The organism is Streptomyces sp. Inha503, assembly GCF_047215865.1.
Taxonomy (GTDB): Bacteria; Actinomycetota; Actinomycetes; order Streptomycetales; family Streptomycetaceae; genus Streptomyces; species Streptomyces lycopersici.
Genome location: NZ_CP178360.1, coordinates 10,112,174 through 10,134,068, shown reverse-complemented (window position 1 = coordinate 10,134,068; position 21,895 = coordinate 10,112,174). Strand labels below are relative to the sequence as shown.

23 protein-coding genes are annotated in these 21,895 nt (G+C 71.9%); 13 read left to right on the top strand and 10 right to left on the bottom strand.

Annotation, left to right across the window (positions count from 1 at the left end; genetic code table 11):
- The first annotated feature begins 486 nt into the window (after nt 1-486).
- Nucleotides 487-1,653 (top strand): MFS transporter, encoded by a 1,167-nt coding sequence (locus ACJX2R_RS42570; RefSeq protein WP_413104424.1) that lies wholly within the window; start codon nt 487-489, stop codon nt 1,651-1,653.
- A 171-nt stretch (nt 1,654-1,824) separates the two neighbouring features.
- Here the strand turns inward: ACJX2R_RS42570 and ACJX2R_RS42565 are convergent, their stop codons facing one another.
- Complete coding sequence (locus ACJX2R_RS42565; protein WP_413104423.1) at nt 1,825-2,307, bottom strand: hypothetical protein; 483 nt, start codon at nt 2,305-2,307, stop codon at nt 1,825-1,827.
- A gap of 26 nt (nt 2,308-2,333) precedes the next feature.
- Nucleotides 2,334-2,759 carry an ATP-binding protein gene (locus ACJX2R_RS42560; protein ID WP_262701328.1) on the bottom strand — a complete coding sequence of 142 codons (426 nt, stop codon included), beginning with the start codon at nt 2,757-2,759 and terminating at the stop codon, nt 2,334-2,336.
- Between the two features lie 574 nt (nt 2,760-3,333).
- Here ACJX2R_RS42560 and ACJX2R_RS42555 point away from each other — a divergent pair.
- A complete protein-coding gene (locus tag ACJX2R_RS42555) occupies nt 3,334-4,158 on the top strand; it encodes an SDR family NAD(P)-dependent oxidoreductase (protein ID WP_413106095.1) in 825 nt (274 codons plus the stop codon).
- A 115-nt stretch (nt 4,159-4,273) separates the two neighbouring features.
- Here ACJX2R_RS42555 and ACJX2R_RS42550 read toward each other — a convergent pair whose 3' ends face one another.
- Nucleotides 4,274-5,677 (bottom strand): hypothetical protein, encoded by a 1,404-nt coding sequence (locus ACJX2R_RS42550; RefSeq protein ID WP_262701329.1) that lies wholly within the window; start codon nt 5,675-5,677, stop codon nt 4,274-4,276.
- Between the two features lie 277 nt (nt 5,678-5,954).
- On the opposite strand from ACJX2R_RS42550, the gene ACJX2R_RS42545 reads away from it, so the two are divergent.
- From ACJX2R_RS42545 to uppS, 5 genes are all read left to right on the top strand, one after another.
- The gene (locus ACJX2R_RS42545; protein WP_413104422.1) at nt 5,955-6,821 is read left to right on the top strand and encodes a helix-turn-helix domain-containing protein; all 867 of its coding nucleotides are present in this window, start codon (nt 5,955-5,957) and stop codon (nt 6,819-6,821) included.
- A gap of 1 nt (nt 6,822) precedes the next feature.
- Nucleotides 6,823-7,062 (top strand): DUF397 domain-containing protein, encoded by a 240-nt coding sequence (locus ACJX2R_RS42540; RefSeq protein WP_020866552.1) that lies wholly within the window; start codon nt 6,823-6,825, stop codon nt 7,060-7,062.
- Between the two features lie 184 nt (nt 7,063-7,246).
- On the top strand, nt 7,247-7,849 hold the full coding sequence (locus tag ACJX2R_RS42535; protein WP_413104421.1) for a hypothetical protein: 603 nt from the start codon (nt 7,247-7,249) through the stop codon (nt 7,847-7,849).
- Nucleotides 7,850-7,925: 76 nt separating this feature from the next.
- Entirely contained in the window at nt 7,926-8,738 is an 813-nt protein-coding gene (locus ACJX2R_RS42530) for an SAM-dependent methyltransferase (protein ID WP_413104420.1), read from the top strand.
- Between the two features lie 104 nt (nt 8,739-8,842).
- Complete coding sequence (uppS, locus tag ACJX2R_RS42525; protein ID WP_413104419.1) at nt 8,843-9,661, top strand: polyprenyl diphosphate synthase; 819 nt, start codon at nt 8,843-8,845, stop codon at nt 9,659-9,661.
- Nucleotides 9,662-9,689: 28 nt separating this feature from the next.
- Here the strand turns inward: uppS and ACJX2R_RS42520 are convergent, their stop codons facing one another.
- The gene (locus tag ACJX2R_RS42520) at nt 9,690-10,916 is read right to left on the bottom strand and encodes an acyl-CoA dehydrogenase family protein (RefSeq protein WP_413104418.1); all 1,227 of its coding nucleotides are present in this window, start codon (nt 10,914-10,916) and stop codon (nt 9,690-9,692) included.
- Between the two features lie 194 nt (nt 10,917-11,110).
- Between ACJX2R_RS42520 and ACJX2R_RS42515 the strand changes: the two genes are divergently transcribed.
- On the top strand, nt 11,111-11,767 hold the full coding sequence (locus ACJX2R_RS42515; protein WP_413104417.1) for a TetR family transcriptional regulator: 657 nt from the start codon (nt 11,111-11,113) through the stop codon (nt 11,765-11,767).
- Nucleotides 11,768-11,772: 5 nt separating this feature from the next.
- Here the strand turns inward: ACJX2R_RS42515 and def are convergent, their stop codons facing one another.
- Complete coding sequence (gene def, locus ACJX2R_RS42510) at nt 11,773-12,339, bottom strand: peptide deformylase (protein ID WP_413104416.1); 567 nt, start codon at nt 12,337-12,339, stop codon at nt 11,773-11,775.
- Between the two features lie 188 nt (nt 12,340-12,527).
- Between def and ACJX2R_RS42505 the strand changes: the two genes are divergently transcribed.
- The 5 genes from ACJX2R_RS42505 to ACJX2R_RS42485 all read left to right on the top strand — a co-directional run bounded on the left by ACJX2R_RS42505 (nt 12,528) and on the right by ACJX2R_RS42485 (nt 17,231).
- Nucleotides 12,528-13,766, top strand: coding sequence for a Mur ligase family protein (locus ACJX2R_RS42505; protein ID WP_191067030.1), 1,239 nt, complete (start codon nt 12,528-12,530; stop codon nt 13,764-13,766).
- A 22-nt stretch (nt 13,767-13,788) separates the two neighbouring features.
- A complete protein-coding gene (locus ACJX2R_RS42500) occupies nt 13,789-14,526 on the top strand; it encodes a type 1 glutamine amidotransferase (RefSeq protein WP_262701336.1) in 738 nt (245 codons plus the stop codon).
- Between the two features lie 177 nt (nt 14,527-14,703).
- Entirely contained in the window at nt 14,704-15,729 is a 1,026-nt protein-coding gene (locus tag ACJX2R_RS42495; RefSeq protein WP_413104415.1) for a 6-phosphofructokinase, read from the top strand.
- A 122-nt stretch (nt 15,730-15,851) separates the two neighbouring features.
- Nucleotides 15,852-16,802, top strand: a complete 951-nt coding sequence (locus ACJX2R_RS42490; protein WP_413104414.1) for a cytochrome c oxidase assembly protein — start codon at nt 15,852-15,854, stop codon at nt 16,800-16,802.
- Nucleotides 16,803-17,075: 273 nt separating this feature from the next.
- Nucleotides 17,076-17,231: a hypothetical protein gene (locus ACJX2R_RS42485; protein WP_020866563.1), complete on the top strand. Its 156-nt coding sequence runs from the start codon at nt 17,076-17,078 to the stop codon at nt 17,229-17,231.
- 3 nt (nt 17,232-17,234) lie between these two features.
- Here the strand turns inward: ACJX2R_RS42485 and ACJX2R_RS42480 are convergent, their stop codons facing one another.
- The 5 genes from ACJX2R_RS42480 to ACJX2R_RS42460 are packed head-to-tail and all read right to left on the bottom strand — an operon-like array spanning nt 17,235 to nt 21,686.
- Complete coding sequence (locus ACJX2R_RS42480; protein WP_413104413.1) at nt 17,235-18,731, bottom strand: cytochrome P450; 1,497 nt, start codon at nt 18,729-18,731, stop codon at nt 17,235-17,237.
- Nucleotides 18,728-19,351, bottom strand: coding sequence for a GTP-binding protein (locus ACJX2R_RS42475; protein ID WP_262701339.1), 624 nt, complete (start codon nt 19,349-19,351; stop codon nt 18,728-18,730). The genes ACJX2R_RS42480 and ACJX2R_RS42475 overlap by 4 nt, the downstream gene beginning before the upstream one ends.
- Nucleotides 19,332-19,694: a DUF742 domain-containing protein gene (locus ACJX2R_RS42470; protein ID WP_262701340.1), complete on the bottom strand. Its 363-nt coding sequence runs from the start codon at nt 19,692-19,694 to the stop codon at nt 19,332-19,334. Before ACJX2R_RS42470 ends, ACJX2R_RS42475 begins: the two co-directional genes overlap by 20 nt.
- The gene (locus tag ACJX2R_RS42465) at nt 19,691-20,110 is read right to left on the bottom strand and encodes a roadblock/LC7 domain-containing protein (RefSeq protein ID WP_037959972.1); all 420 of its coding nucleotides are present in this window, start codon (nt 20,108-20,110) and stop codon (nt 19,691-19,693) included. The genes ACJX2R_RS42470 and ACJX2R_RS42465 overlap by 4 nt, the downstream gene beginning before the upstream one ends.
- A complete protein-coding gene (locus ACJX2R_RS42460; RefSeq protein ID WP_413104412.1) occupies nt 20,103-21,686 on the bottom strand; it encodes a sensor histidine kinase in 1,584 nt (527 codons plus the stop codon). Before ACJX2R_RS42460 ends, ACJX2R_RS42465 begins: the two co-directional genes overlap by 8 nt.
- Between the last annotated feature and the right edge of the window lie 209 nt (nt 21,687-21,895).

Genomic DNA, 21,895 nt, shown 5'->3' with positions numbered 1-21,895 from the left:
GGCGCAATTGAGCATGGGTCGGGGGTGCCGGGGCGGGGGCCGCGTCGCCGGCCGCCGGCCGGTGGGGGCGGGGCGAGTGGCGGCCTCCCGGCTCGTGGGCCGGGCTCGATCCGGGCTGCGGGCCGGGCGGCGCGGTCGGTCCCAGGCCCCTCCAGGTACCCCCTCTTAAAAACGCTTGATCTAGCGCAACTAATAAGTCAAGCAATCTCCAGAGGGGTACCCCACCCCCGGCGGAGTCGTCCGGCGTCGGCCCAAGCCCCCGACCACGGAAGCCGCCACCGGGCCCAACCTCCCACCGACCCGGCGGCCGGCGACGCGGCCCGCGCCCCCCACCCGCCGCCCCCATGCTCAAATGCGCCGAAGGCGCGAAACGGCGCCGCAGACAACCAACGACGAGCGACAAACGGCCCCGACGCTCACTCCAGGACATGCCGCAGATCTCACGCCCCCCCTGGACCGCCTCGGCCGCGACGCGAACGTACGACGATGCGCGCCTACGCGGAACTGCTGCGTCATGGATCGGCTCGGCGGCTGATGTTCGCCTCCACCACCGGCAAGCTGGGCTTCGCGGTCTTCCCCCTGGCCACCGTCCTGCTCGGGCACGGCTCGTCGGGCTCGTTCCTGGACGCGGGGATCGTGGCGGGGGCCTGGAGCGTGGGCGGCACCGTGACGGCGCCGCTCCGGGGCAGGCTGGTGGACCGTCATGGGCAACGGTGGCCGATGGGGGCCATGGCCGTGCTCACCGCGCTCGCCGTGGCCGGTCTGGTGACGGCCACGGCGACCACACAGCTGGTGCTCTCCGGCGCGCTCTCCGGGGCGAGCGCGCCGCCCATCGTGGCGAGCACACGCTCCCTGTGGGCGCGGGCCGTCCCCCACGACCTGCTGCGCGGCGCCTACGCACTCGAAGCCGTCCTCACCGAGGTGACCAAGATCTGCGGCCCGCTCGTCGCGGCAGCGGCGGCCGTACGGTCCCCCCGGCTCGGGGTGATTGTCGCCGGGGCGCTCCTGGTGGCGGGCTCGTACCTGGTGATGTCACACCCTCCGGCCCTCTCCGCCCGCGCAGCCCCCGCCCCGGACATCGGCAGCCGTGGCGTCCTGGGCTCGCCCGCGCTGCGGCTGCTGCTCCTCACCAACGTCTGCGCCGGAATCTGCCTCGGGGCACTGACGGTCGGCCTTCCCGCCCGGGCCGCCGAGGGCGGTTCGGCGGCGGGCGCGGACTGGATGTTCGCCTGCCTGGGGCTGGGCAGCGCACTCGCCGGCGTACGCTTCGGCACCCGCGACCGCACGGCCCCGCCCGCCACCGGCTATCTCACCGCCCTCACCTGGCTCGCACTGCTCCTGGCCTTTCTGGCCGCCATATCGGCACCGCCGCTGATGGCGATACTCCTCACCCTCGCAGGCGCGGCGTTCGCGCCCATGACGGTGTGCCTGTTCGAACTGCTGGACGCACACGCGCCCCGTGGCACGGCCGTCGCGTCCATGATGTGGATGGTCGCGGGCGAGGAACTCGGCATCGCCGCAGGGACCATAGCCACCGGAGCCCTGGCCCAGCAGGCGGGCGCCTGGCCGACCCTCGTCCTCGCGGCGGCGGCTTGCGGACTCGGCGCCACGATCACCGCGCTGCGCATCACCGAATTGGCCGACAGACCCTAGACGGATCGGCGGAAGTCGGCCGCGGTCCGGTGCGCCCCGAAGGGGCGTGGGGCTGTGTCGAAGTGCGGCTCCGCCGGGCGGCTGTGTCGATATGCGGCTCCGCCGCGTGGGACCAGCCACGACGGCGCCGCGGACGATCGACGGCAGGTCAGGGCACTTCCCGCGGAGCCTTCAGCGGAACAGCGCACCCGGGAGGCCGGGGCGGTCGATGGCCTCCTGGAGGGCGGCGCGCAGGGTGTGGCTGTCGGTGAGGGCGCCGCCGGGCCGGATCAGCCAGACATGCCCCTGCCGTACGCAGCCGGGCCTGGGGCAGCGCAGCACCCGGCCAGGGCCCGCCGCGGCCACCGTGCGGCGGCGGGCGTAGGCCGTCCCGGCCAGCCAGACCTTCCACTCGGCCGCGGCTCCGGGCGGCACGAGGAAGGAAAGCACATGGCTGGCGGTGGCCAGCATCACCGGCCCCGCCGCGTCGCGCCGCTGGAGTGCCTGGATCACCGCGGTGCCGATGTCGTCGCACATCCGCACCAGGTCGAAGACCGGGCCCACCGGCAGATCGGCGAGGCCGGTGCCGCTGGCCCACTGGAGCCGCACCCGCCCGGGGTCGTCGCTCGCGGCCAGCAGCCATTCGGCCGCGTCGGTCTCCACGGTGACCCGCATCCGGCGCTCCCCCCGCGCCCCCGCGTTCATGAAGTGGCCACCAGCGGCAGGGTGAACCACACTTTCTTCCCCCGGACTCCGGGGTCGGGCGGCTCGGTGCCCCAATCGGCCGCCAGGTCATCGACGATGGCCAGCCCCCGTCCGGACTCCTCGGTGGGCTCCGGCTTGCGGGCGACCGGGACCACGGGCGAGCCGTCGGCCACCTCCACCCGCAGCTCACGGCCGAAGCGCTCCAGCGAGACGGTGATGGTGACGGTGTCGGCGGGGCCGGAGCTGCCGTGCTCCACGGCGTTGGCGAACAGTTCGTTGGTGGCGAGGACGACATGATCCACGATCGCGCCGAGCCGCCAGTCGCGCAGATGCCCGGCGACCATCCGGCGCACCGCGGCGGCGCGGTCGGGGAGGGCGGGGAACTCCGCCCGGAAGAGCCGGCGGGTGTCCAGCGGGATCACCGGCCTCTCCCCTCCGGGGCAGGGGACGGGGACCGCCGCGGCGGCCGGGCCGTCGACGGGCGCGGTTCTCGGCGCGATGGCCCGCCCGGTAACCGGATCGGTTCGCGGGCGGTCCGCGGAGACCGCGACGCCACGGCTCGGGCCCATCGTCTCGCCCTTCTCATCGGCCGACGCCGGCCGGTGCGACAGTCCTGGACAGGATCGGATCACGGTGTCGGTCCTCACGGTCCTCATCGGTCTGTGGACTCTGGTGGCATACGGGCACATGGGGTGATTGATGTTCGGGTGAGCGGGTAAGCGCATTCTGGCGACCGACGGCGTGGCATCTGAGCTGGTGACAGGTGGTGCGCACACCCCACCCGACCCGCCTGGACCAGCTGCCACGGACGGAGACGGCCCGGTCGCGGTGAGTGCCGGTTACCGGCATGGTTCCTCCTTCGAAGGCAGCGCAAAGCGCCATCGGTCGCCGTTCATGTAGAAAAACGGTTGGACCGGCCGGTGGGCGAGAGGGCATGGGGGTTGTCCGGTTGTACGGGCGTAGTGGTTCGGGCTGTACGGTCCGGACGTGGCAAGCGTGAGCGGGGGCCGCGAGGGGCGGCCCGGCCCGGGGGGACGGTCCGGTGTGGACGGCAAGCGCGTCCTGGTGACCGGGGGCTCCCGGGGGCTGGGGGAACAGATCGTACGGCTCCTGGCCGCCGGCGGGGCGCGGTTGGCCACGTGTGCGCGGACCCCGGAGCATTTGCGGTCCCTCACGGCGTCCCTGAGGGCCGAGGGGTACGGGGAGCACGGGGAGCCCTTCACCCGTGCGCTGGACGTCACCGAGCCGGAGTCGCTGGAGCGGTTCGTGGATGCGGCGGCGGAACGTTTCGGCGGTCTTGATGGTGTGGTGGCCTGCGCCGGTGGCGCCCGCGGCCGCGGCATCGAGGACGCCGGTCCCCAGGACTGGTCGCTGACCTGGGAGATGAACGTGGGTCATACGGCCCGGCTGGTGAAGGCCGCGGTGCCGCATCTGCGCCGGGCGGGCGGCGGCTCCGTGGTGGTGATCGCCTCCATCTCCGGCTGGAAGCCGGGGCCTCAGGCGCAGTACGGGGCGGCCAAGGCCGCCCAGATCCATCTGGCGGCCTCACTCGCCCGTGAGCTGGGCCCGGACGGGATCCGGGTGAACGCCGTCTCCCCGGGGTCCATGCTGATCCCCGGGAAGCGGTGGGACCGGATGCGCACCGAAGAGCCCGAGGCCTACGCCCGGTTCACCGCCGAGCTGCCACGCGGTGAACTGGTCACCCCGCGGGAGGTCGCCCAGGTCGTGGCGTTTCTGCTCTCGGACGCCTCGAGCGGGGTCTCCGGTGCGCATCTGCCCGTGGACGGAGCCCAGAACGCCCCCACGCCGGGAGGCTATTAACCCCCGGCGCTCCCCCGAGCGGAGGCGCTCCGGACACGCCACCGGCCGCCCCCGTGGAGCGGCCGGAGACTTCACCCGGGGCACCGGCGGGGCGGGGCCCCGGAGGCCGGATGCCTCAGGCGGCCACGCCGAGCACGGTCCGGGAGCGCTGCTCGAACTCCCTGACCATGGGCTCCCCGCGGTGCGGCCGCAGCCGGGTGCGGAAGTCGCGCAGCGCCTGGATCGAGCGCTCGCTGTGCACCCCGCTGAGCGTGTCGAGCGCCTCGCCCGCGGTGCCCACGGCCTCGTCCAGCCGGCTCTGCTGGAGATAGGCCGTGGCCAGCACGGATCTGCTGATGGCCTGGCGCCGGCGCCGCTCGGCGTTGGCGCGCACGGATTCGGCGGCGGCGTGCTCGGCGTCCGTGGCATTGCCCAGGTCGCGGAAGCACAGCGCCGCCTCGGCGGCCAGATAGTGGTGGTCGAGGAAGCGCACCCAGGGCGACTCCTGCTCGGGCCCCTGGCTGGCCTCCAGCTGGGCGTCGGCCGCGCGCAGCGACTTGGACGCCTCCCGGGGCTGGTCCAGCGCGGCGTAGCCACGGGCGGCCATGGCGTGCAACCGCATCAGCCCGAGCGGGCTTCCGGCGTGCTTGGCGGTGGCGACACCGACCCGGGCCAACTCGACCCCCGCCTCGGGCTGGCCCAGGTTGGTCGCCAGATGGGACAGGCCGGCCAGGATCTGGCCGCCCAGGACCCGGTCGCCGCCCTCGGCGCACAGCCGCAGCGCCTGGGTCATATAGCGCTGGGCCAAGCCGTATTCGGCGTTGTCATAGCTGCTCCAGCCGGCCATCGCGGCCAGCTTGGCGGCGGCGGTGAACAGCTGGCGCCGCTCCTGCGGAGGCGCGCCGCGCTGCTGGAGCATGGGGACGACCTCGGTCGACAGATAGAGCACGATGCTGGCGCGGACCTGGCCGCCGCCGAAGCGATTGTCCATCTCGTCGAACATGTTGATCGCCGCGTGGACCTGTTCGACGCGGCCGCCTTCGGCCGCGGGTGCGAGCCGGGCGGTGTCCTGGTTCTCGACCAGCCACAGCAGCCATTCGCGCTGTGGGGTCACCAGCGCGCCGGCGACGAAGGGCACCGCACCCAGCAGGCTGCGGCGGGATATGTCGGTGGAGCCGAGTTCGGCGAGCGTGTGCAAGGTTTCGCTTACGTCCTCCCGGTAGGCCAGCGCCCGGGCCACGACCGGGCGCTGTCGGTCGGAGATGAACCCCAGCTCGGCGGGGCCCACGGGCCTGCCGAGCCGGTGGGAGAGCACGGCGGCGATCAGCTCCGGCGTGGTGCCGCGCGGCTGTCCGCCTTGCAGCCAGCGGGTGACGGACGCCTTGTCGTAGTTCGACTCGCGCCCCTGCCTACGGCCCAGTTCATTGACCCGCAGGGCCAATGAGGCGTAGGAGCACCCGGATTCCTTCAGAGCGGCGGCCAACGCCCCGTTGGCCACGGCGCCTTGGCGCCCGCTCACCGGCTGTACGTGATGCGTCACCGTGACCGTCCCCGTTTCGGGCCACGGCGGTCTGCGGGATCCCCGTCGCTCGCCGCCCACCGGTCAGCCGGGGGCCTCAACGACGTTGTGGACATAGGTGGTTGGGAGCCCTCGCCATCGAGGGTGAGATGGGTCACGTGCTCACTATGAGTGGTGAAGCCGTCACCCCGCAACCTTCGTTCTGATAATTTCAAAGCGCTCCGCTCGCTCTGTCAGTGTCATCCATCGCGTGGCACACTGTGCAGGCATATGACAGCCATTCCTACGGGAGGCGGACGTGAGCGAGGCACGGCCGGCCGGCGCCGCCCCCACCGTCTTACGGAGAGTCCTGGGCAAGCGTCTGCGGCATCTGCGCGAGCGGGCGAAGGTGTCGTTCGAGGAAGCCGCGAAGGCCATCGAGGTCACCCCGTTGACCGTGCGCAGGATGGAAAAGGCGGAAGTCGGCCTCAAGATCCCGTATCTGAAGGAGCTGCTGCGGAACTACGGCGTCCGCGGTCCGGAGATGGAGGATTTCCTCGCTCTCGCACGCGAGGCCAACCAGCCGGGCTGGTGGCATCAGTTCCGCGATGTGCTTCCGGACTGGTTCAGTGTTTACGTAAGCCTCGAAAGTGAGGCCACCGTCATTCGCGCGTACGAGCCCCACTACGTCCCCGGGCTGCTCCAGACGGAGGACTACGCACGAGCGGTGCTACGCATGGGCTTCCCGCGGGACAGCGAGGAGGAGCTGGAGCGCCGGATCGCCCTGCGGGTCAAGCGCCAGAGCCTGCTCACCAAGCCGGACGCGCCGACCATCTGGGCCATCCTCGACGAGACGGTGCTGCACCGCCCGGTCGGCGGCTCGCAAGTGATGCGCGACCAGATCGACCACCTCATAGAGACCTTGGACATCCCCAAGGTCCGGTTGCAGATCATGCGGTTCGCCGCGGGACCGCACCCCGGGGCCTTCGGCCCCTTCCACTACTTCCGCTTCGGATTCTCCGAACTGCCGGACGTCGTCTACACCGAGAGCCTCACCGGGGCCGTCTATGTGGACAAGCCGGCCGAAGTCGTCGCCTACCTCGAGGTCCTGGACCGGATGGCGGTCCAGGCCGAGCCGATCGGCGACAGCAGCACCATCCTGGCCGAACTGCGTAAGGAGCACTGAGATGCACGACCCCGTGTACACCGGAATGCCGGCCACGGACCTCGGCACTGAGGGCTGGGAGAAGCCCTGGAGCGGGTCCAACGGCGGCACCTGCATCGAGGCCAAGCGACTGCCGGACGGGCGGATCGCGCTGCGCCAGTCCACCGACCCGGCCGGGCCCGCGCTGATCTACACCCGCTCGGAGGTGGCGTCCTTCCTGGAGGCGGCGAAGGCGGGCGAAGCGGACTTCCTCATCTCCTAGAGCGGGCCGTCCACGGCCGTTTTCCCGAAACTCCCCGAAAACCACTACGCCCGCACAACCGCACAACCCCGCACCGCACTCCCGTCCCCGCCGTCCCGCCACGCACACTGAAGACGCCGTGGCGGGCGGCGGTGTCGTCCCCCTTGCAAATGTGCAGAGCCCATGGGACCGACAGGATGCCGTAATGAACCTCGACCACGCGGTGACTCAGCACCGCACCCTGATCGTCGAGGGCTGCGACGGAGTCGGCAGGGACGCGCTGCTGACCGGTCTCGCCCGCCGGCACGGCTACACCGTCACCCGCGCCTCCCGCGAACTCCCCCATGTCGACCCGGTCCGGCCGTACCGCGAGCTCCTCCAGCACGACGGCGCCCTCGCGGTCGACGCCGGGCTGGTCGGCGAGCTCGTCTACGGGCCGCTGCGCCGTGGCCACTCCCGGGTGACCTGGATTCAGGCGTTCGACTTCGCCGAGGCGGTGGCCGAGCGCCACGGCGCCTTCGTCCATGTGACCGCGCCGGTGCACGTCCTGGAGGACCGGCTGGCCGCGCGCGGCGCCTCGGCGGCGGCCCTCGCGGAGATCGACGCCGCGGTCACTGGTTATGACCACGCCTTTTCCACCCTCGCCGAGCATGCCCCGGTCCTCACCGTCGAGGAGCGGCCGGCCTCCGGCGGCGGTCCGGACCCGGATCCGGGCCACGGCGAGGCGGCGCCGGAGCCCCCGGTGGCCTCGTTCGCCCGCCCCTTCCCGCGCATCCGTTCCCCCGTGCCGTTCGCCGAGCAGAGCTGAACTCCCCGGCACCGGCCCTAAGTTGGTGCCCGCGCATCGCATCCGCATCGCATCCGCACGGCAGGAGACTGGCGCTATGACAAACGGCTCGTCCACCCCCGACCAGCAGGCGCTGACCAAGATCGACACCACGGTCCCGCATTCGGCCCGGATCTGGAACTACTGGATGGGCGGCAAGGACAACTACGAGGTCGACCGGATCGCCGGTGACGAGTACCGGGAGGTCGCCCCGAACATCGAGACGATGGCCCGCGCCTCGCGCGCGTACCTCATCCGCACCGTCACCCATGTGGCGGGCGAATGCGGGATCCGGCAGTTCCTGGACATCGGCACCGGGCTGCCCACCTACGACAACACCCACCAGGTGGCCCAGCGGGTGGCGCCCGAGGCCCGCATCGTCTACGTGGACAACGACCCCCTGGTGCTCCGGCACGCCCAGGCGCTGCTCACCAGCACCCGCGAGGGGGTGACCGACTACATCGACGCCGATCTGCACGAGCCCGAGCGGATCCTTGAGGCCGCGTCGAAGACGCTCGACTTCGGCCGGCCCATCGCCCTGATGCTGATGGGCATCCTCGGCCACATCCAGGACTACGACGAGTCGGTGTCGATCGTGCGGCGGCTCCAGGCCGCCTTACCGTCCGGCAGCTACTTCGTGCACTACGACAGCACCGACACCGACCAGGCGCTCAAGCAGGCCCAGCAGGGCTACGACGACACCGGCGCCGTGCCGTACGTGCTGCGCAGCGTCGAGCAGATCAGCCGCTTCTACGAGGGCCTGGAGCTGATCGAGCCCGGTATCGTGTCGTGTCCGCTGTGGCGCCCGGCCCCCTCCGAGACGGACATCGAGACCACCGATGTCCACGGGGGCGTGGCGCGCAAGCCGTGACGGCGGTGACGACCAAACGAATGGTTCGGCCACCGGGGAGGTAACCCCCGCCCCCGTCGCGTCGTCAGACACGGCGCCGGGAAGCGAGGCGGAGGGACGCGCGGGTGTTCGAGGTCGGGGCCTGGAGAGTGCCCTCCTTCAGGCGGCTGCTGCGGGCGTCGGTCGCCGGTGCCCCCGCCGTCGTACGGCAGCGCCGCGGCCCCCAGGACGAGGCGCCGGGGCGGCCGCGGCACCTGGCCATCATCATGGACGGCAACGGCCGCTGGGCCGCCCTGCGCGGCCTCTCCCGCACCCGCGGCCATCAGGCGGGGGTGCTCGCGCTGCCGCGGGTGGTGGACACGGCCCTGGAGGAGGGCATCGAACACCTGTCGCTGTTCTTCTTCTCCACCGAGAACTGGAACCGGCCGCGCGGCGAGGTGGCCGCCCTGATGCGGCTCACCGCCCAGCTGGCGGACGTCTTCCGCGGCTACGGCGAGCGCGGGGTGCGGCTGCGCTGGCTGGGCTCGGAGGCCCGGCTCCCCCGGGCCACGCTGACCGCGCTCCGCCGGGCGGAGGACGACACCCGCGACAACCGCGCCATGACGCTGGCCTTCTGCTTCAACCACGGCGGCCGGGAGGAGATCGCCCGCGCCGCCACCTCGCTGGCCCGCGCCTCGGCGGACGGCGCGCTGGACCCCGGGCTCATCGACGAGGCGCTGTTCACCCGCCATCTGCCGCACGCCGATCTGCCGGACATCGACATGCTGGTGCGCACCTCCGGGGAGCAGCGCATCTCCAACTTCATGCTCTGGCGGGCGGCCTACGCGGAGCTCTTCTTCGTGGACACCCTGTGGCCCGACTTCACCGGTGAGGAGCTCCGCGCGCTGCTGGCCGCGTTTGCCTCCAGGAAGCGGCGTTTCGGCGCGGGGGTCGGCCCCGTCTGACGCGTCCGCCGCTCCTGGCGGATCAGGCCTAACGAATCTGGACGCCGGAGAGGGTGCGGGCGATGACCAGCCGCTGGATCTCGCTGGTGCCCTCGAAGATCGTATAAATCGCGGCGTCGCGGTGCATCCGCTCGACCGGGTACTCGCGGGTGAAGCCGTTGCCGCCGAGGATCTGTACCGCCTGGGCGGTGACCTGCTTGGCGGTCTCACTGGCGAACAGCTTGGACATGGAGCCCTCGGCCGACTCGAAGGGCCGGCCGTTCACGGCCATCCACGACGCGCGCCACACCATCAGCCGCGCGGCGTCGATCCGGGTGCGCATGTCGGCGAGCTGGAAGGCGACGCCCTGGTTGTCGATGATGGGGCGGCCGAACTGCTGCCGGGTCTTGGCGTAGTCCAGCGCGACCTCGTACGCGGCACGGGCGGTGCCGACCGCCATGGCGCCGACGGCCGGGCGGGACGCCTCGAAGGTGGCCATGGCGGCGTTCTTCAGCCGCTCGCCGCCCGACTTGGCCCGCTCCCGGGCGCGTGCGAGGCGTTCGTCCAGCTTCTCCTTGCCGCCGAGCAGGCAGCTGCCGGGCACCCGCACCTGGTCGAGGACCACTTCGGCGGTGTGCGAGGCGCGGATGCCGTGCTTCTTGAACTTCTGGCCCTGGGACAGCCCGGGGGTGCCGGGCGGGACGATGAACGAGGCGTGGCCCTTGGAGCCGAGGTCGGGGTCGACGACCGCGACCACAACATGGACGCCTGCGATACCGCCGTTGGTGGCCCAGGTCTTGGTGCCGTTCAGCACCCATTCGTCCTTGGCCTCGTCGTAGACGGCGCGGGTGCGCATCGAGCCGACGTCGGAGCCCGCGTCGGGCTCGGAGGAGCAGAAGGCGGCGACCTTCACATCGGCGGCGTCGCCGTACATCTGCGGGATCCAGGTGCCGATCTGCTCCTCGGTGCCGTTGGCGAGGACGCCGACGGCGGCGAGGCCGGTGCCGACGATGGACAGGGCTATCCCCGCGTCGCCCCAGAACAGCTCCTCCATGGTCATGGGGATGCCGAGGCCGGTGGGGTCGAAGTACTGCTGGGCGTAGAAGTCCAGGGAGTACAGACCGATCTTGGCGGCCTCCTGGATAATCGGCCAGGGGGTCTCCTCGCGCTCGTCCCATTCGGCGGCGGCCGGTCGCATGACGTCCGCGGCGAAGCCGTGGATCCAGTCGCGCACCGCCTTCTGATCGTCGTCGAGCTCGAACGAGAACTCCGCCATGACCCCTCCACGTGCTTGTTACCTGCGGTAACAGCAGTCTGTTACCGCCCAGTAGGCAATGTCAACTCCCCCGGGCACGCGGGCCCCGCTCCCCCTTCGAGTGTTACGTTGCGCTTCAGCGCGGAGCGCGATCGCGCCGGGAAACGCGAGGCGCGTAAGGCGCGAGTACGACATCGGGGGCGGGGAGGCAACGCATGCGGACCGGGACCAGCCAGCGGGACGACCAGCGGCAGACGGCCCAGCAGAGGCGCAAGGAGCTGCTGGAGGCCGCGGACCGGGTGGTGCTGCGCGACGGACCAGAGGCCTCGATGAACGCCATCGCCGCCGAAGCGGGCATCACCAAGCCCATTCTGTACCGCCACTTCGGCGACAAGGGCGGACTGTACCGCGCCCTCGCCAAGCGCCACACCGACGCCCTGCTCGCCTCGCTGCGCGCGGCCCTGGACGCGCCCGCCGACGACCGCAGGCAGCGCGTGGAGGCCACGCTGGACACCTATCTGGCCGCGATCGAGGCCCGGCCCCAGGTGTACCGCTTCCTGATGCACCCGGCCGACCACGGCCAGCCGGAGCCGGAGCAGAGCTTCGACGTGGGCCACCACTCCGCCCCGCTGCTGCGGCGGCTCGGCGAGGAGCTGGCCACGGTGATCGCCGAGCGGGTGGAGCTGGGCCCCGGCGGCGACGAGGTGGCCCGGGTCTGGGGCCACGGGATCGTCGGCATGATGCACGCGGCCGGTGACTGGTGGCTGCGCGACCGGCCCTGCGCACGCGGCCAGTTGGTGCACCATCTCACCGATCTGCTGTGGGGGCGGCTGTCGCTGGCGGACGACCGGGTCGGCGCACCGGGCTTCTGAGGCCCCTACGCCTCCACGGCATCGGCGCCGCCGGTCGGCGCCCAGGGGGCGCGGCGGATCGCGCGCAGCGCCCGACGCCGCCTCAGCCCGGCCAGCCGGTCGATGAACAGCCCGCCGTCCAGATGGTCGCACTCATGCTGAAGACAGCGCGCGAAGAAGCCCGTGCCCTCGATCCGCACCGGCTCCCCGGTCATCGTCGCGCCCTCGATCACCACATGGTCGTGGCGCGGGGTGCCCGCCTCGAGGCCCGGCAGCGACAGACAGCCCTCCGGCCCGCGCACCGTCACCCCGTCGGCCGCGACCGGCCGGGGGTTGACGACATGCCCCAGATGGCGGTGGTCCTCGTCATCCGGGCAGTCGAAGACGAAGACCCGCAGTCCCACACCGATCTGATTGGCCGCGAGGCCCACCCCATGGGCCGCGTACATCGTGGCGTACAAGTCCTCGATCAGCCGGGCCAGCTCGGCGTCGTACGCGGTGACCTCCTCGCACGGCGCGCGCAGCGCCGGATCGCCGAAGAGCCGCAGGGGCCGCACCGCTCCGCGGCTGCCCGGGATCGCGCCATGTCGCATGGCAGCCAAGCCTACGGCGCCGATGAGGTGGGCCCCGGGCGCGGCCGGAGTTCGGGACAGCCGCCGGATCTCGATAGGCTGCTCTCCGACCGTGGCCTCCCGGCCGGCGACGCGGCACGGAGGGGGCATACCACCGGCGCCTCGGGGGGCAGAAGCGGCGCCGGTATGCGAGGAGGATCGAGAAGACGATGGCAGGCAACTCGGAGCCGCTGTCACCGCGGGCCAAGCTGGCCGTGACGGCGGGCAAGGCCGCGGCGGCGGTGTCGCGGGCCGCGGGCCGCGGCAGTGGATCGGTGATCGGCGGCAAGGTGGCCCTGCGGCTCGACCCCGATCTGCTGGGCAGGCTGGCGCAGCACCTGGACGTCATCCTGGTGTCGGCGACCAACGGCAAGACCACGACCACCCGGCTCATCGCCGAGGCGCTGCGGGCGGCCGGCCCGGTCGTCTCCAACGCGCTGGGCGCCAATATGCCGGCCGGTATCACCTCCGCCCTGGCGGGCGGCTCCGATGCCCGCTACGGGGTCATCGAGGTCGACGAGAAGTACCTCGCCGGGGTGGCGCGCGACACCGAGCCCAAGGCCATCGCGCTCCTCAACCTCTCCCGTGACCAGCTCGACCGCGCCGCCGAGACCCGGATGCTCGCCGAGAAGTGGCGCGAGGGCCTGACCGGCTCCAAGGCGGTCGTGATCGCCAACGCCGATGACCCGCTGATCGTCTGGGCCGCCTCCTCCAGCCCCAATGTGGTGTGGGTCGCGGCCGGGCAGGAGTGGAAGGACGACGCCTGGTCCTGCCCCTCCTGCGGCGGTGTGCTCCAGCGTCCGGGCGACGACTGGGTCTGCGGGGAGTGCGGCTTCCGCCGCCCGGTCCCCAGCTGGGCGCTGAACGGCGACTACGTCCTGGACCCGCACGGCGCCGCCTGGCCCATCCAGCTCCAGCTCCCCGGCCGCGCCAACAAGGCCAACGCGGCCACCTCGGCCGCCGTCGCCGCCACCTTCGGGGTGCCCCCGCAGGTCGCGCTGGAGCGGATGTACCAGGTCCAGGCCGTGGCCGGCCGGTATGACGTGGTCACCTTCCAGGAGCGCCAGCTGCGGCTGCTGCTGGCGAAGAACCCGGCCGGCTGGCTGGAGACCTTCTCGCTGATCGACCCGCCGCCCACCCCGGTGATCCTCTCGGTGAACGCGCGTGGCGCCGACGGCACCGACACCTCCTGGCTCTGGGACGTGGACTACACCCGGCTGGCCGGGCACCCGATCTGTGTGATCGGCGACCGCAAGCTGGACCTCGCGGTGCGCCTGGAGGTCGCCGGGCTGGACTTCCGGGTCTGCGCGGACGTGGACGAGGCGGTGCGGATCTCCCCGCCCGGCCGCATCGAGGTGATCGCCAACTACACCGCGTTCCAGGACCTGCGCCGCCGGGTCGGCAACTGACCCCCGTACGAGAGGCACGAAGATGCGTAGCACGAGCCAGAACGGCCTGCGTCTGGTGTGGGTCTACCCCGACCTGCTGAGCACCTACGGCGACCAGGGCAACGTCCTGGTGGTGGAGCGCCGGGCGCGGCAGCGCGGGCTGGAGGTCTCCCGCCTGGACGTCCGCTCCGACCAGCAGATCCCCACCTCCGGGGACATCTATCTGATCGGCGGCGGCGAGGACCGCCCGCAGCGGCTGGCCGCCGAGCGGCTGATCCGGGACGGCGGACTGAGCCGGGCCGTCGCCAACGGGGCGATCGTCTTCTCGGTGTGCGCCGGGTACCAGATCCTCGGCCATGAGTTCATCAACGACCTCGGGCAGCGCCAGCAGGGCCTGGGCCTGCTGGACGTGGTCAGCACCCGCGGCGAGGGCGCCCGGTGCGTCGGGGACGTGCTGGCCGACATCGACGAGCGGCTGGCACTGCCCCCGCTGACCGGCTTCGAGAACCACCAGGGCGTCACCCACCTGGGCCCGACCGCCCGCCCCTTCGCCCGGGTCCGGTTCGGCAACGGAAACGGCGCCGGGGACGGTTTCGAGGGCGCCTACAGCGACACCGTCTTCGGGACGTACATGCACGGCCCGGTGATGGCCCGCAACCCGCATATCGCGGACCACCTGCTGAAGCTGGCCCTCGATGTGAATGCGCTGCCGCCGGTCAACGACCAGTGGTACGAGGCACTGCGCAACGAGCGGATCGCGGCGGCGACCCAGCCCGCCTGAGCCGCGTCCCGCTCGCTCGAGCGCAGCTCAGGCGCCGTTCGAGCGCAGAGTGACCGCATGGCGGACATCAGACCGGCGACCGCGCCCCCGCCGCCCGCCCGCTTGTAGGGTGGCGGGGTCCCGCCGGACGACGCGGTCCGGCCGTCGGCCCCCATCTCAGACAGAGGTACGCGTGCCATGCGCATTGGTGTGCTCACGTCCGGCGGCGACTGCCCCGGTCTGAACGCGGTCATCAGGTCAGTCGTCCACCGCGCCACCGTCGACCACGGCGATGACGTGATCGGCTTCCAGGACGGCTGGAAGGGCCTGCTGGAATGCGACTACCGCAAGCTGGACCTGGACGCCGTGAGCGGCATCCTGGCCCTCGGCGGCACCGTCCTCGGCTCCACCCGGGTACGCCCCGAGCATCTGCGGGACGGCGTGGAGCGGGCTAAGGGCCATGTGGCGGAGCTCGGCCTGGACGCGGTCATCCCCATCGGCGGGGAGGGCACGCTGAAGGCCGCCCGGCTGCTCTCGGACGCCGGGCTGCCGATCGTCGGCGTGCCGAAGACCATCGACAACGACATCGCCTCGACCGATGTGACCTTCGGCTTCGACACCGCGGTCGGGGTCGCCACCGAGGCCCTGGACCGGCTCAAGACCACCGCCGAGTCCCATCAGCGGGTGCTGATCGTCGAGGTCATGGGGCGGCACACCGGCTGGATCGCGCTGCACTCGGGCATGGCCGCGGGCGCCCACGCCATCGTCGTCCCGGAGCGCCCGTTCGACATCGAGGAGCTGGCCGGGACCGTCGGGGCGCGGTTCGAGGCGGGCAAGAAGTTCGCGATCGTGGTGGTGGCGGAGGGCGCCAAGCCGCGCGAGGGCACGATGGACTACGAGGCCGGCGGCAAGGACGTCTACGGCCATGAGCGCTTCGCGGGCATCGCCCGCCACCTCTCCGTGGAGCTGGAGCGGCGGCTCGGCAAGGAGGCGCGGGCGGTCATCCTGGGCCATGTGCAGCGCGGTGGCACCCCGACGGCGTACGACAGGGTGCTCGCCACCCGCTTCGGCTGGCACGCGGTCGAGGCGGTCCACCGCGGCGAATTCGGCACGATCACCGCGCTGCGCGGCACGGACATCACCCTGGTGCCGCTCGCGTCGGCCGTGGAGCGGCTGAAGACGGTCCCCGCCGAGCGGTACGCCGAGGCCGAGTGCGTACTGTAGGGACGACACAAACCGGTTAATGCCGACTCCAACCGCGGCCATCAATTGCGCAACCCTTACGGCGAGCAACCAGGTCCGCGAGAGCGGCGCCGGTTTAGGCGCACAAAGGGGAGAACTTGCTCATGGATCACGGCGGGCACGGCATGATGATGGATCTGCCGCCGTTCACGCTGTCGCGCGGGCTGGAGTTCGGCGGCGATCCGTTCTTCCTGGTCGGCTGTGTGCTGGCGCTCGGCCTCTACGGCTGGGGCGTCGCGCGGCTGCGGCGGCGCGGCGACACCTGGCCGGTGGGGCGCGTGGTCTCCTTCGTGCTCGGGGTGCTGACCATCGCCGTCGCGATGTGCACCAAGCTGAACGACTACGGCATGGTCATGTTCAGCGTCCATATGGTGCAGCACATGATCATCAGCATGGTCTCGCCGATCCTGCTGCTGCTGGGCGCGCCCGTCACGCTGACCCTGCGGGCCCTCCCGGCGGCCGGGCGCGGCCGTAAGGGGCCCCGGGAGCTGCTGGTCGCGCTGTTGCACAGCCGCTATATGCGGATCATCACCCACCCGGCGTTCACCATCCCGCTGTTCATCGCGAGCCTGTACGCGCTGTACTTCACCCCGCTCTTCGACTTCCTGATGGAAAGCAAGGCCGGGCATATCGCGATGATGGTCCACTTCCTGGCGGTGGGTCTGGTCTTCTTCTGGCCGATCATGGGCGTGGACCCGGGCCCGCACCGGCCCGGCTATGTGATGCGGATGCTGGAGCTGTTCTCGGGCATGCCGTTCCACGCGTTCTTCGGCATCGCGCTGATGATGGCGTCCGAGCCCATGGTCGGCGCGTACAAGCACCCGCCCGCCTCGCTGGGCATCGACGCGCTGTCGGACCAGACCTGGGCGGGCGGTATCGCCTGGGCCTTCAGCGAGATCCCGTCGGTGATCGTGCTGGTGGCGCTGGTCTACCAGTGGTACAAGTCCGAGCAGCGCCAGGCGCGGCGCATCGACCGCACCGCGGACCGGGACGGCGACCAGGAGCTCGCGGCGTACAACGCGTATCTGGCCTCGCTCCAGTCCCGGAGCCAGTGAGGGTTCGCCGGGTCTTGCCGCCTGCGGCGGGCTGTTCCCCTCCCCGCCCCTTCCCACGCAGCGTCGATATGCGGCTCCGCCGCGTGGGGGCTCCGCCCCAGACCCCGCTCCTCAAACTCCCCCAGCTACCGCTGGGAGGTGCCCCCTGGAGGGGCTGGAAGGCGGGGCATACCCCGTAGCGGCCGAGGCCCGGACCGCGAGACCATGGACCCGGGCCCTGGATGGCCCGGGTCCTGGCGAAGGGGCGTCGGGACCGCCGTGAGGAGGTCGGGGATGCCCGGTTCCGCGAAGGCGATGACGGTGGCCACGGTGGGGGGTCTGGTGCTGGTGACGGCCTACACCGTGGCGTTGGGGAGCAACGGCTGGCTCTGGTTCAGCTGGGTGGTGCTCGGACTGCTGACCGTGGGGGTCGTGGTGGCCCGCGGCTGACCTCTACGGCGCTGAGGACCCCTTCGGAGCGGATCCCGGGGGCCTGCCCAGCAGCCATCGCCATAACGCCGCCCACCACGGGACGCGCCCTGGGGCCGCCGTCTCGGGCCCCTCGGTGCCGGACCGGACCGGGGCCGCGGTCTCCTCGGGCATCGAGGGCACCCGCTGCCGAGGGGGCAGGAGCGCCTCGACGGGGAGGTCCATGACGTCCGGCTCGGGGCGCCGGGGCATGAACTCCACCGGCAGCTCCACGAGATGGCGGGAGATCCAGGACGAGAGCCAGGTCAGCTCGGACTCGTCCACGGCCAGCCGCAGATCGGGCAGGCGCAGCAGCAGGGTGTCGATGGCGGTGTCCGTGATGGCGCGGCCGATGTCCTGCCCCGGGCATTCATGGGGGCCGCCGCTGAAGGCGAGATGGGAGCGGTTGCCGTACATGGGCGCGGCGATGTCGGGGCGGATGGCCGGGTCGACGTTCCCGGCGGCCAGCCCCAGCAGCAGCATGTCCCCGGCCTTGATCCGCTGACCGCCCAGCTCGGTGTCCCCGGTGGCCCAGCGGCCGGGGACGACCGTGAGCGGGGGCTCGTTCCACAGCACGTGCTCGATGGCGTCCGGCAGCGTCATATGGCCGCCGGCCAGGGACGCGCGGAAGCGCGGATCGGTGAGGACCATGCGCAGCGTGTTGGCCATCAGATTGGTGGTGGTCTCGTTGCCGGTGAGCAACACCAGCCGCAGATGCTGGACCACCTCCTCCTCGGTGAGGCCGGAGGGGTGGGTCAGCAGCCAGGTCGCCAGGTCCTCGCCGGGTTCGGCGCGCCTGCGGTCCACCAGGCCCTTGAGGGCGTCGGTGACGTACGCGTCGCTGCGCAGGGCCGTCTCGGTGCCCTTCATCAGGTCCCGGGTGGCCTCGACCAGCCGTGGGCCGTACTCGTCGGGCATGCCCAGCAGTTGGGTGAGGACGAGCATGGGCAGCTGCTGGGCGAAGGCGGTGACCATTTCCGCGCCTCCGTCGGCGCAGAAGTCGTTCACCAGCTGGTGGGTGAAGCGGGTGACATGGCGGCGGACCCCACGGCGGTCGAAGCGCCCCATGGACTCGGTGAGCGCGGCCCGCAGCCGCTCGTGCTCGTCGCCGTCGGCGAAGGTGCACATGGGCTGCCAGCCGACCACCGGCAGCAGGGGCGAGTCGGCGGCGATCCTGCCGTCCTTCCAGGCGTGCCAGTGGCGGGAGTCGCGGGAGAAGCGGGAGGGGGTGCGGGAGACCTCCAGGTTCTCCCGGTAGCCCAGCAGCAGCCAGGCCGGTATGCCACCGTCGAGCACGATCGGGGCCACCGGGCCGTGCTCGGCGCGCAGCCGCTCGTACAGCCCCATCGGGTCCTTCTCGTTCTCGGGCCCGAGGAGGTCCACCAGACCGCCGCCCCCGTCGGGGAGCGCGGTGTGGACGGGGCACCGGGTGGGCGGCGGATCGGCGGGCCCGGTGCCGGGGTCGTCGGGATGAGGAGTCACGGTGTCTCCGGGGTCACGGTGTGGAGGGATTGCAGATGGCGTACGAGGGCGAGGAGGGTGTCGCGGCTGGAGGCCCGGTCGCGGGCATCGCAGTCGATCATCGGTACGGAGTCGGGCAGGTCCATGGCCGCGCGCAGGTCCGCCATGGGGTGGACGGGGGCCTCGGGGAACGCGTTGACCGCGACCACGAAGGGCACCCCGCGCTCCTCGAGCCGTCCGACCGCGTCGAAGCTGACCTCCAGACGGCGGGTGTCGATCAGGACCACGGCGCCCAGGGCGCCCTCGAAGAGGCCGTTCCACAGGAACCAGAAGCGCTCCTGGCCGGGGGTGCCGAACAGATAGAGCACCAGCCGTTCGTTGAGGCTGATCCGGCCGAAGTCCATCGCGACGGTGGTCTCGGTCTTGCGCTCGATCCCGGCGATGTCGTCGACGCCGACCCCGGCCTGGGTCATGGTCTCCTCGGTGGTCAGCGGGCGGATCTCGCTCACCGAGCCGACCATGGTGGTCTTGCCCACGCCGAAGCCACCGACGATCACCACCTTGACGGCGGCGGCCGCGGAGGCCGGGAGGGTGTCCTCGCTGCGCGGTCCGGCGATTCCCTCAGAGGTTCTGTAGTCCATGCATCACCGCCTGGAGCAGTTCGGGGTCGGGCAGCACGGCGGCCGGGACCGGCGCCCTGACCTCCACCCGGTCGTCCCGCAGCAGCCCCGCGAGGAGCACGGTGACGGTGGAGACGGGCAGGACCAGATATGCGGAGAGCTCGGCCACCGAGAGCGGGAACTGGCACATCCTCAGCACGGCCGCCGCCTCGGGGGCCGTCCCCGGCTCCGGTTCGGCGCGCGCCACGATGAGGCTGACGAGCTCGACGGGCCGGTGCCGGGGTTCCTGCGGGGCGCGGCCTCGGCTGACCGTGTAGAGCCGCTCGGGGCCGCCCTCGTCCCACGGCTTGCCGGGCTCGCTCATGTCACCCGTCCGTCGACCCGCGGCGGGCTGCTGAGGTGCTCCCCCAGCCGGGCGACGAGATCTCTCATGCACTGGCCCATCAGCCCGGCGTCCACGCTGTCCTCGGCGAGCACCGCCAGATACGAACTGGTACCGGCCGCCATCAGATAGAAGAACCCGCCGTCGACCTCGATGACGACCAGCCGCATCCGCCCGTCCCCCTCGGGGAACTCGGCGGCGATCGCGCCGGAGAGGCTCTGGAGCCCGGCGCAGGCGGCGGCCAGGCGGTCGGCGGTGTCCTTGTCCGTGCCGACCTGGGCCATGCACAGGCCGTCCGAGGACAGCAGGACCACGTGCCGGGTCTCCGGAACGCTGGACGCCAGGTCCCGGAGCATCCAGTCCATGTTGAACCGCGGTTGCGTCACTTGCCTACTCATCCTTGTCCGACGTGTTCGGGGTGTTCGGGGTGTTCGAGTTGTCCGGGGTGTTGGGGGACTGCCGGGGGTCCGGCACGTCCGTGGCGGCGTCCGCCGCCGGGATCGGCTCGCCGTTGAGCCCCTTGGTGAAGGCGTCCAGCCAGATCCCCGGCTGTACGGGCTGCCGGGCCGTCTCGCGGGGCGGGGCGGGCGCCGCCGGGGGCGCGGAGTCGGCGCGGAACGACGAGGGGGCCGGGGCGACCATGGGCATCCGGCGGCGGCGCTGCGGGAGTCCGGCGCCGTTCTGCCGGAAGCCGGGGCCGGGGTGGCCCTGCGCCATCGGACTGATGCGGGTGGGCGAGGGCAGCGGCGTGGCCCGCTTGATGGGCTTGGGCGGGGGCAGTTTGGCCGCGCGGGCGATCGCGCCGCCGGGAGCGGGGGTGGGGCAGATGATGTCCTGCGGTACGACCAGCACCGCGCGCACCCCGCCGTACGCCGAGGGCCGCAGCGAGATCTGGAACCGGTACCGCACGGCGAGCCTGCCGACCACGGCCAGGCCGAGCCGCGGTGTCTCGCCGAGGTCGTTGAGGTCGAATCCGGTGGCCGCCTGGAGCAGCACCGCGTCGGTGCGCCTGCGGGCCTCCTCCGACAGGCCCACCCCGGCGTCCTCGATCTCGATCGCCACCCCGGACTGGACCTCGATCGCGGTCAGGTGCACCCGGGTCTTGGGCGGCGAGTAGCGGGTGGCGTTGTCCAGCAGTTCGGCCAGGGCGTGGATCAGCGGCTCCACCGAGGGGCCGACGATGGCGACGTCCGCCACCGAGTGCAGATCCACCCGCTCGTACTCGAGGATGCGGGACATGGCGCCGCGGCAGACGTTGAACAGCGGCACCTCCTTCTGCCACTGGCGGCCCGGCCGCGAGCCGCCCAGGACCGCGATGGAGTCCGCCAGCCGGCCGATGAGGGCGTTGCCGTGGTCCAGGTGGAGCAGATCCTCGAAGACGTCCGGGTCGGCGCCGTGCTTGTCCTCCATCTCCCGCATGTCCATGGCCTGTTGGTGGACGATGGCCTGCACCCGGCGGGCGATGTTGACGAACGCCCGCTGGGCCGCGTCCCTCAGGTCCTCCTCGGTCCGCACGGTGTCCAGCACCCACCGGAGCAGTTGCTCGTGGGCGGCGTCGAAGTCCGGGTCGAGACGGGGCGCGTAGTCGACGTCCTTCATCGCCTCGTGCACCATGGCGCCGCGCCGCAGCCGGGCCACCGTCGCGGGGAGCACCTCCCGGGTCAGCCGCCGGATCTCCGCCTCCTGGGCCGCCAGGCGCTGCCGGAACGCGGCCTCCTGGGCGGAGAGCCGGGTGCGCAGCGTGGTGATCAGCCGGCCGCGGCGCATCGCCTCGGCCGCCGCGAGGACCACCGCGAGCGTCGCCGCCACTCCGCACCAGGCGGCCGCGGCCCGCGCCCCGGACGGGACCACGGCGACGGCCAGCGCCGCGCAGAGCGCCATCGCGGCGGGAGGGATGACCCATACGAGCGTGGAGGCGGGCCGTCGGCCTCCGGGTGAGGTGCCGCCTCCGGATGAGGTGCCGGCGAAAACCATGGGCATCCTTAAAAACAGCGAAGAGAAAATGAGTGCGAAACGCGGGCGATGAGCCAGCCCGTCATGGGCCCTGGAGCATAGCGGTTTCACCGTCGCATGAATCGAAGATGCTTTTTTCTTCGGAATGCATCACGGTGAATTCAAAGACCGTGAAAAAGCGATCATCTGCACTCACTCTTTGACCGTGAATGATCGGCCGAGGGCGAATC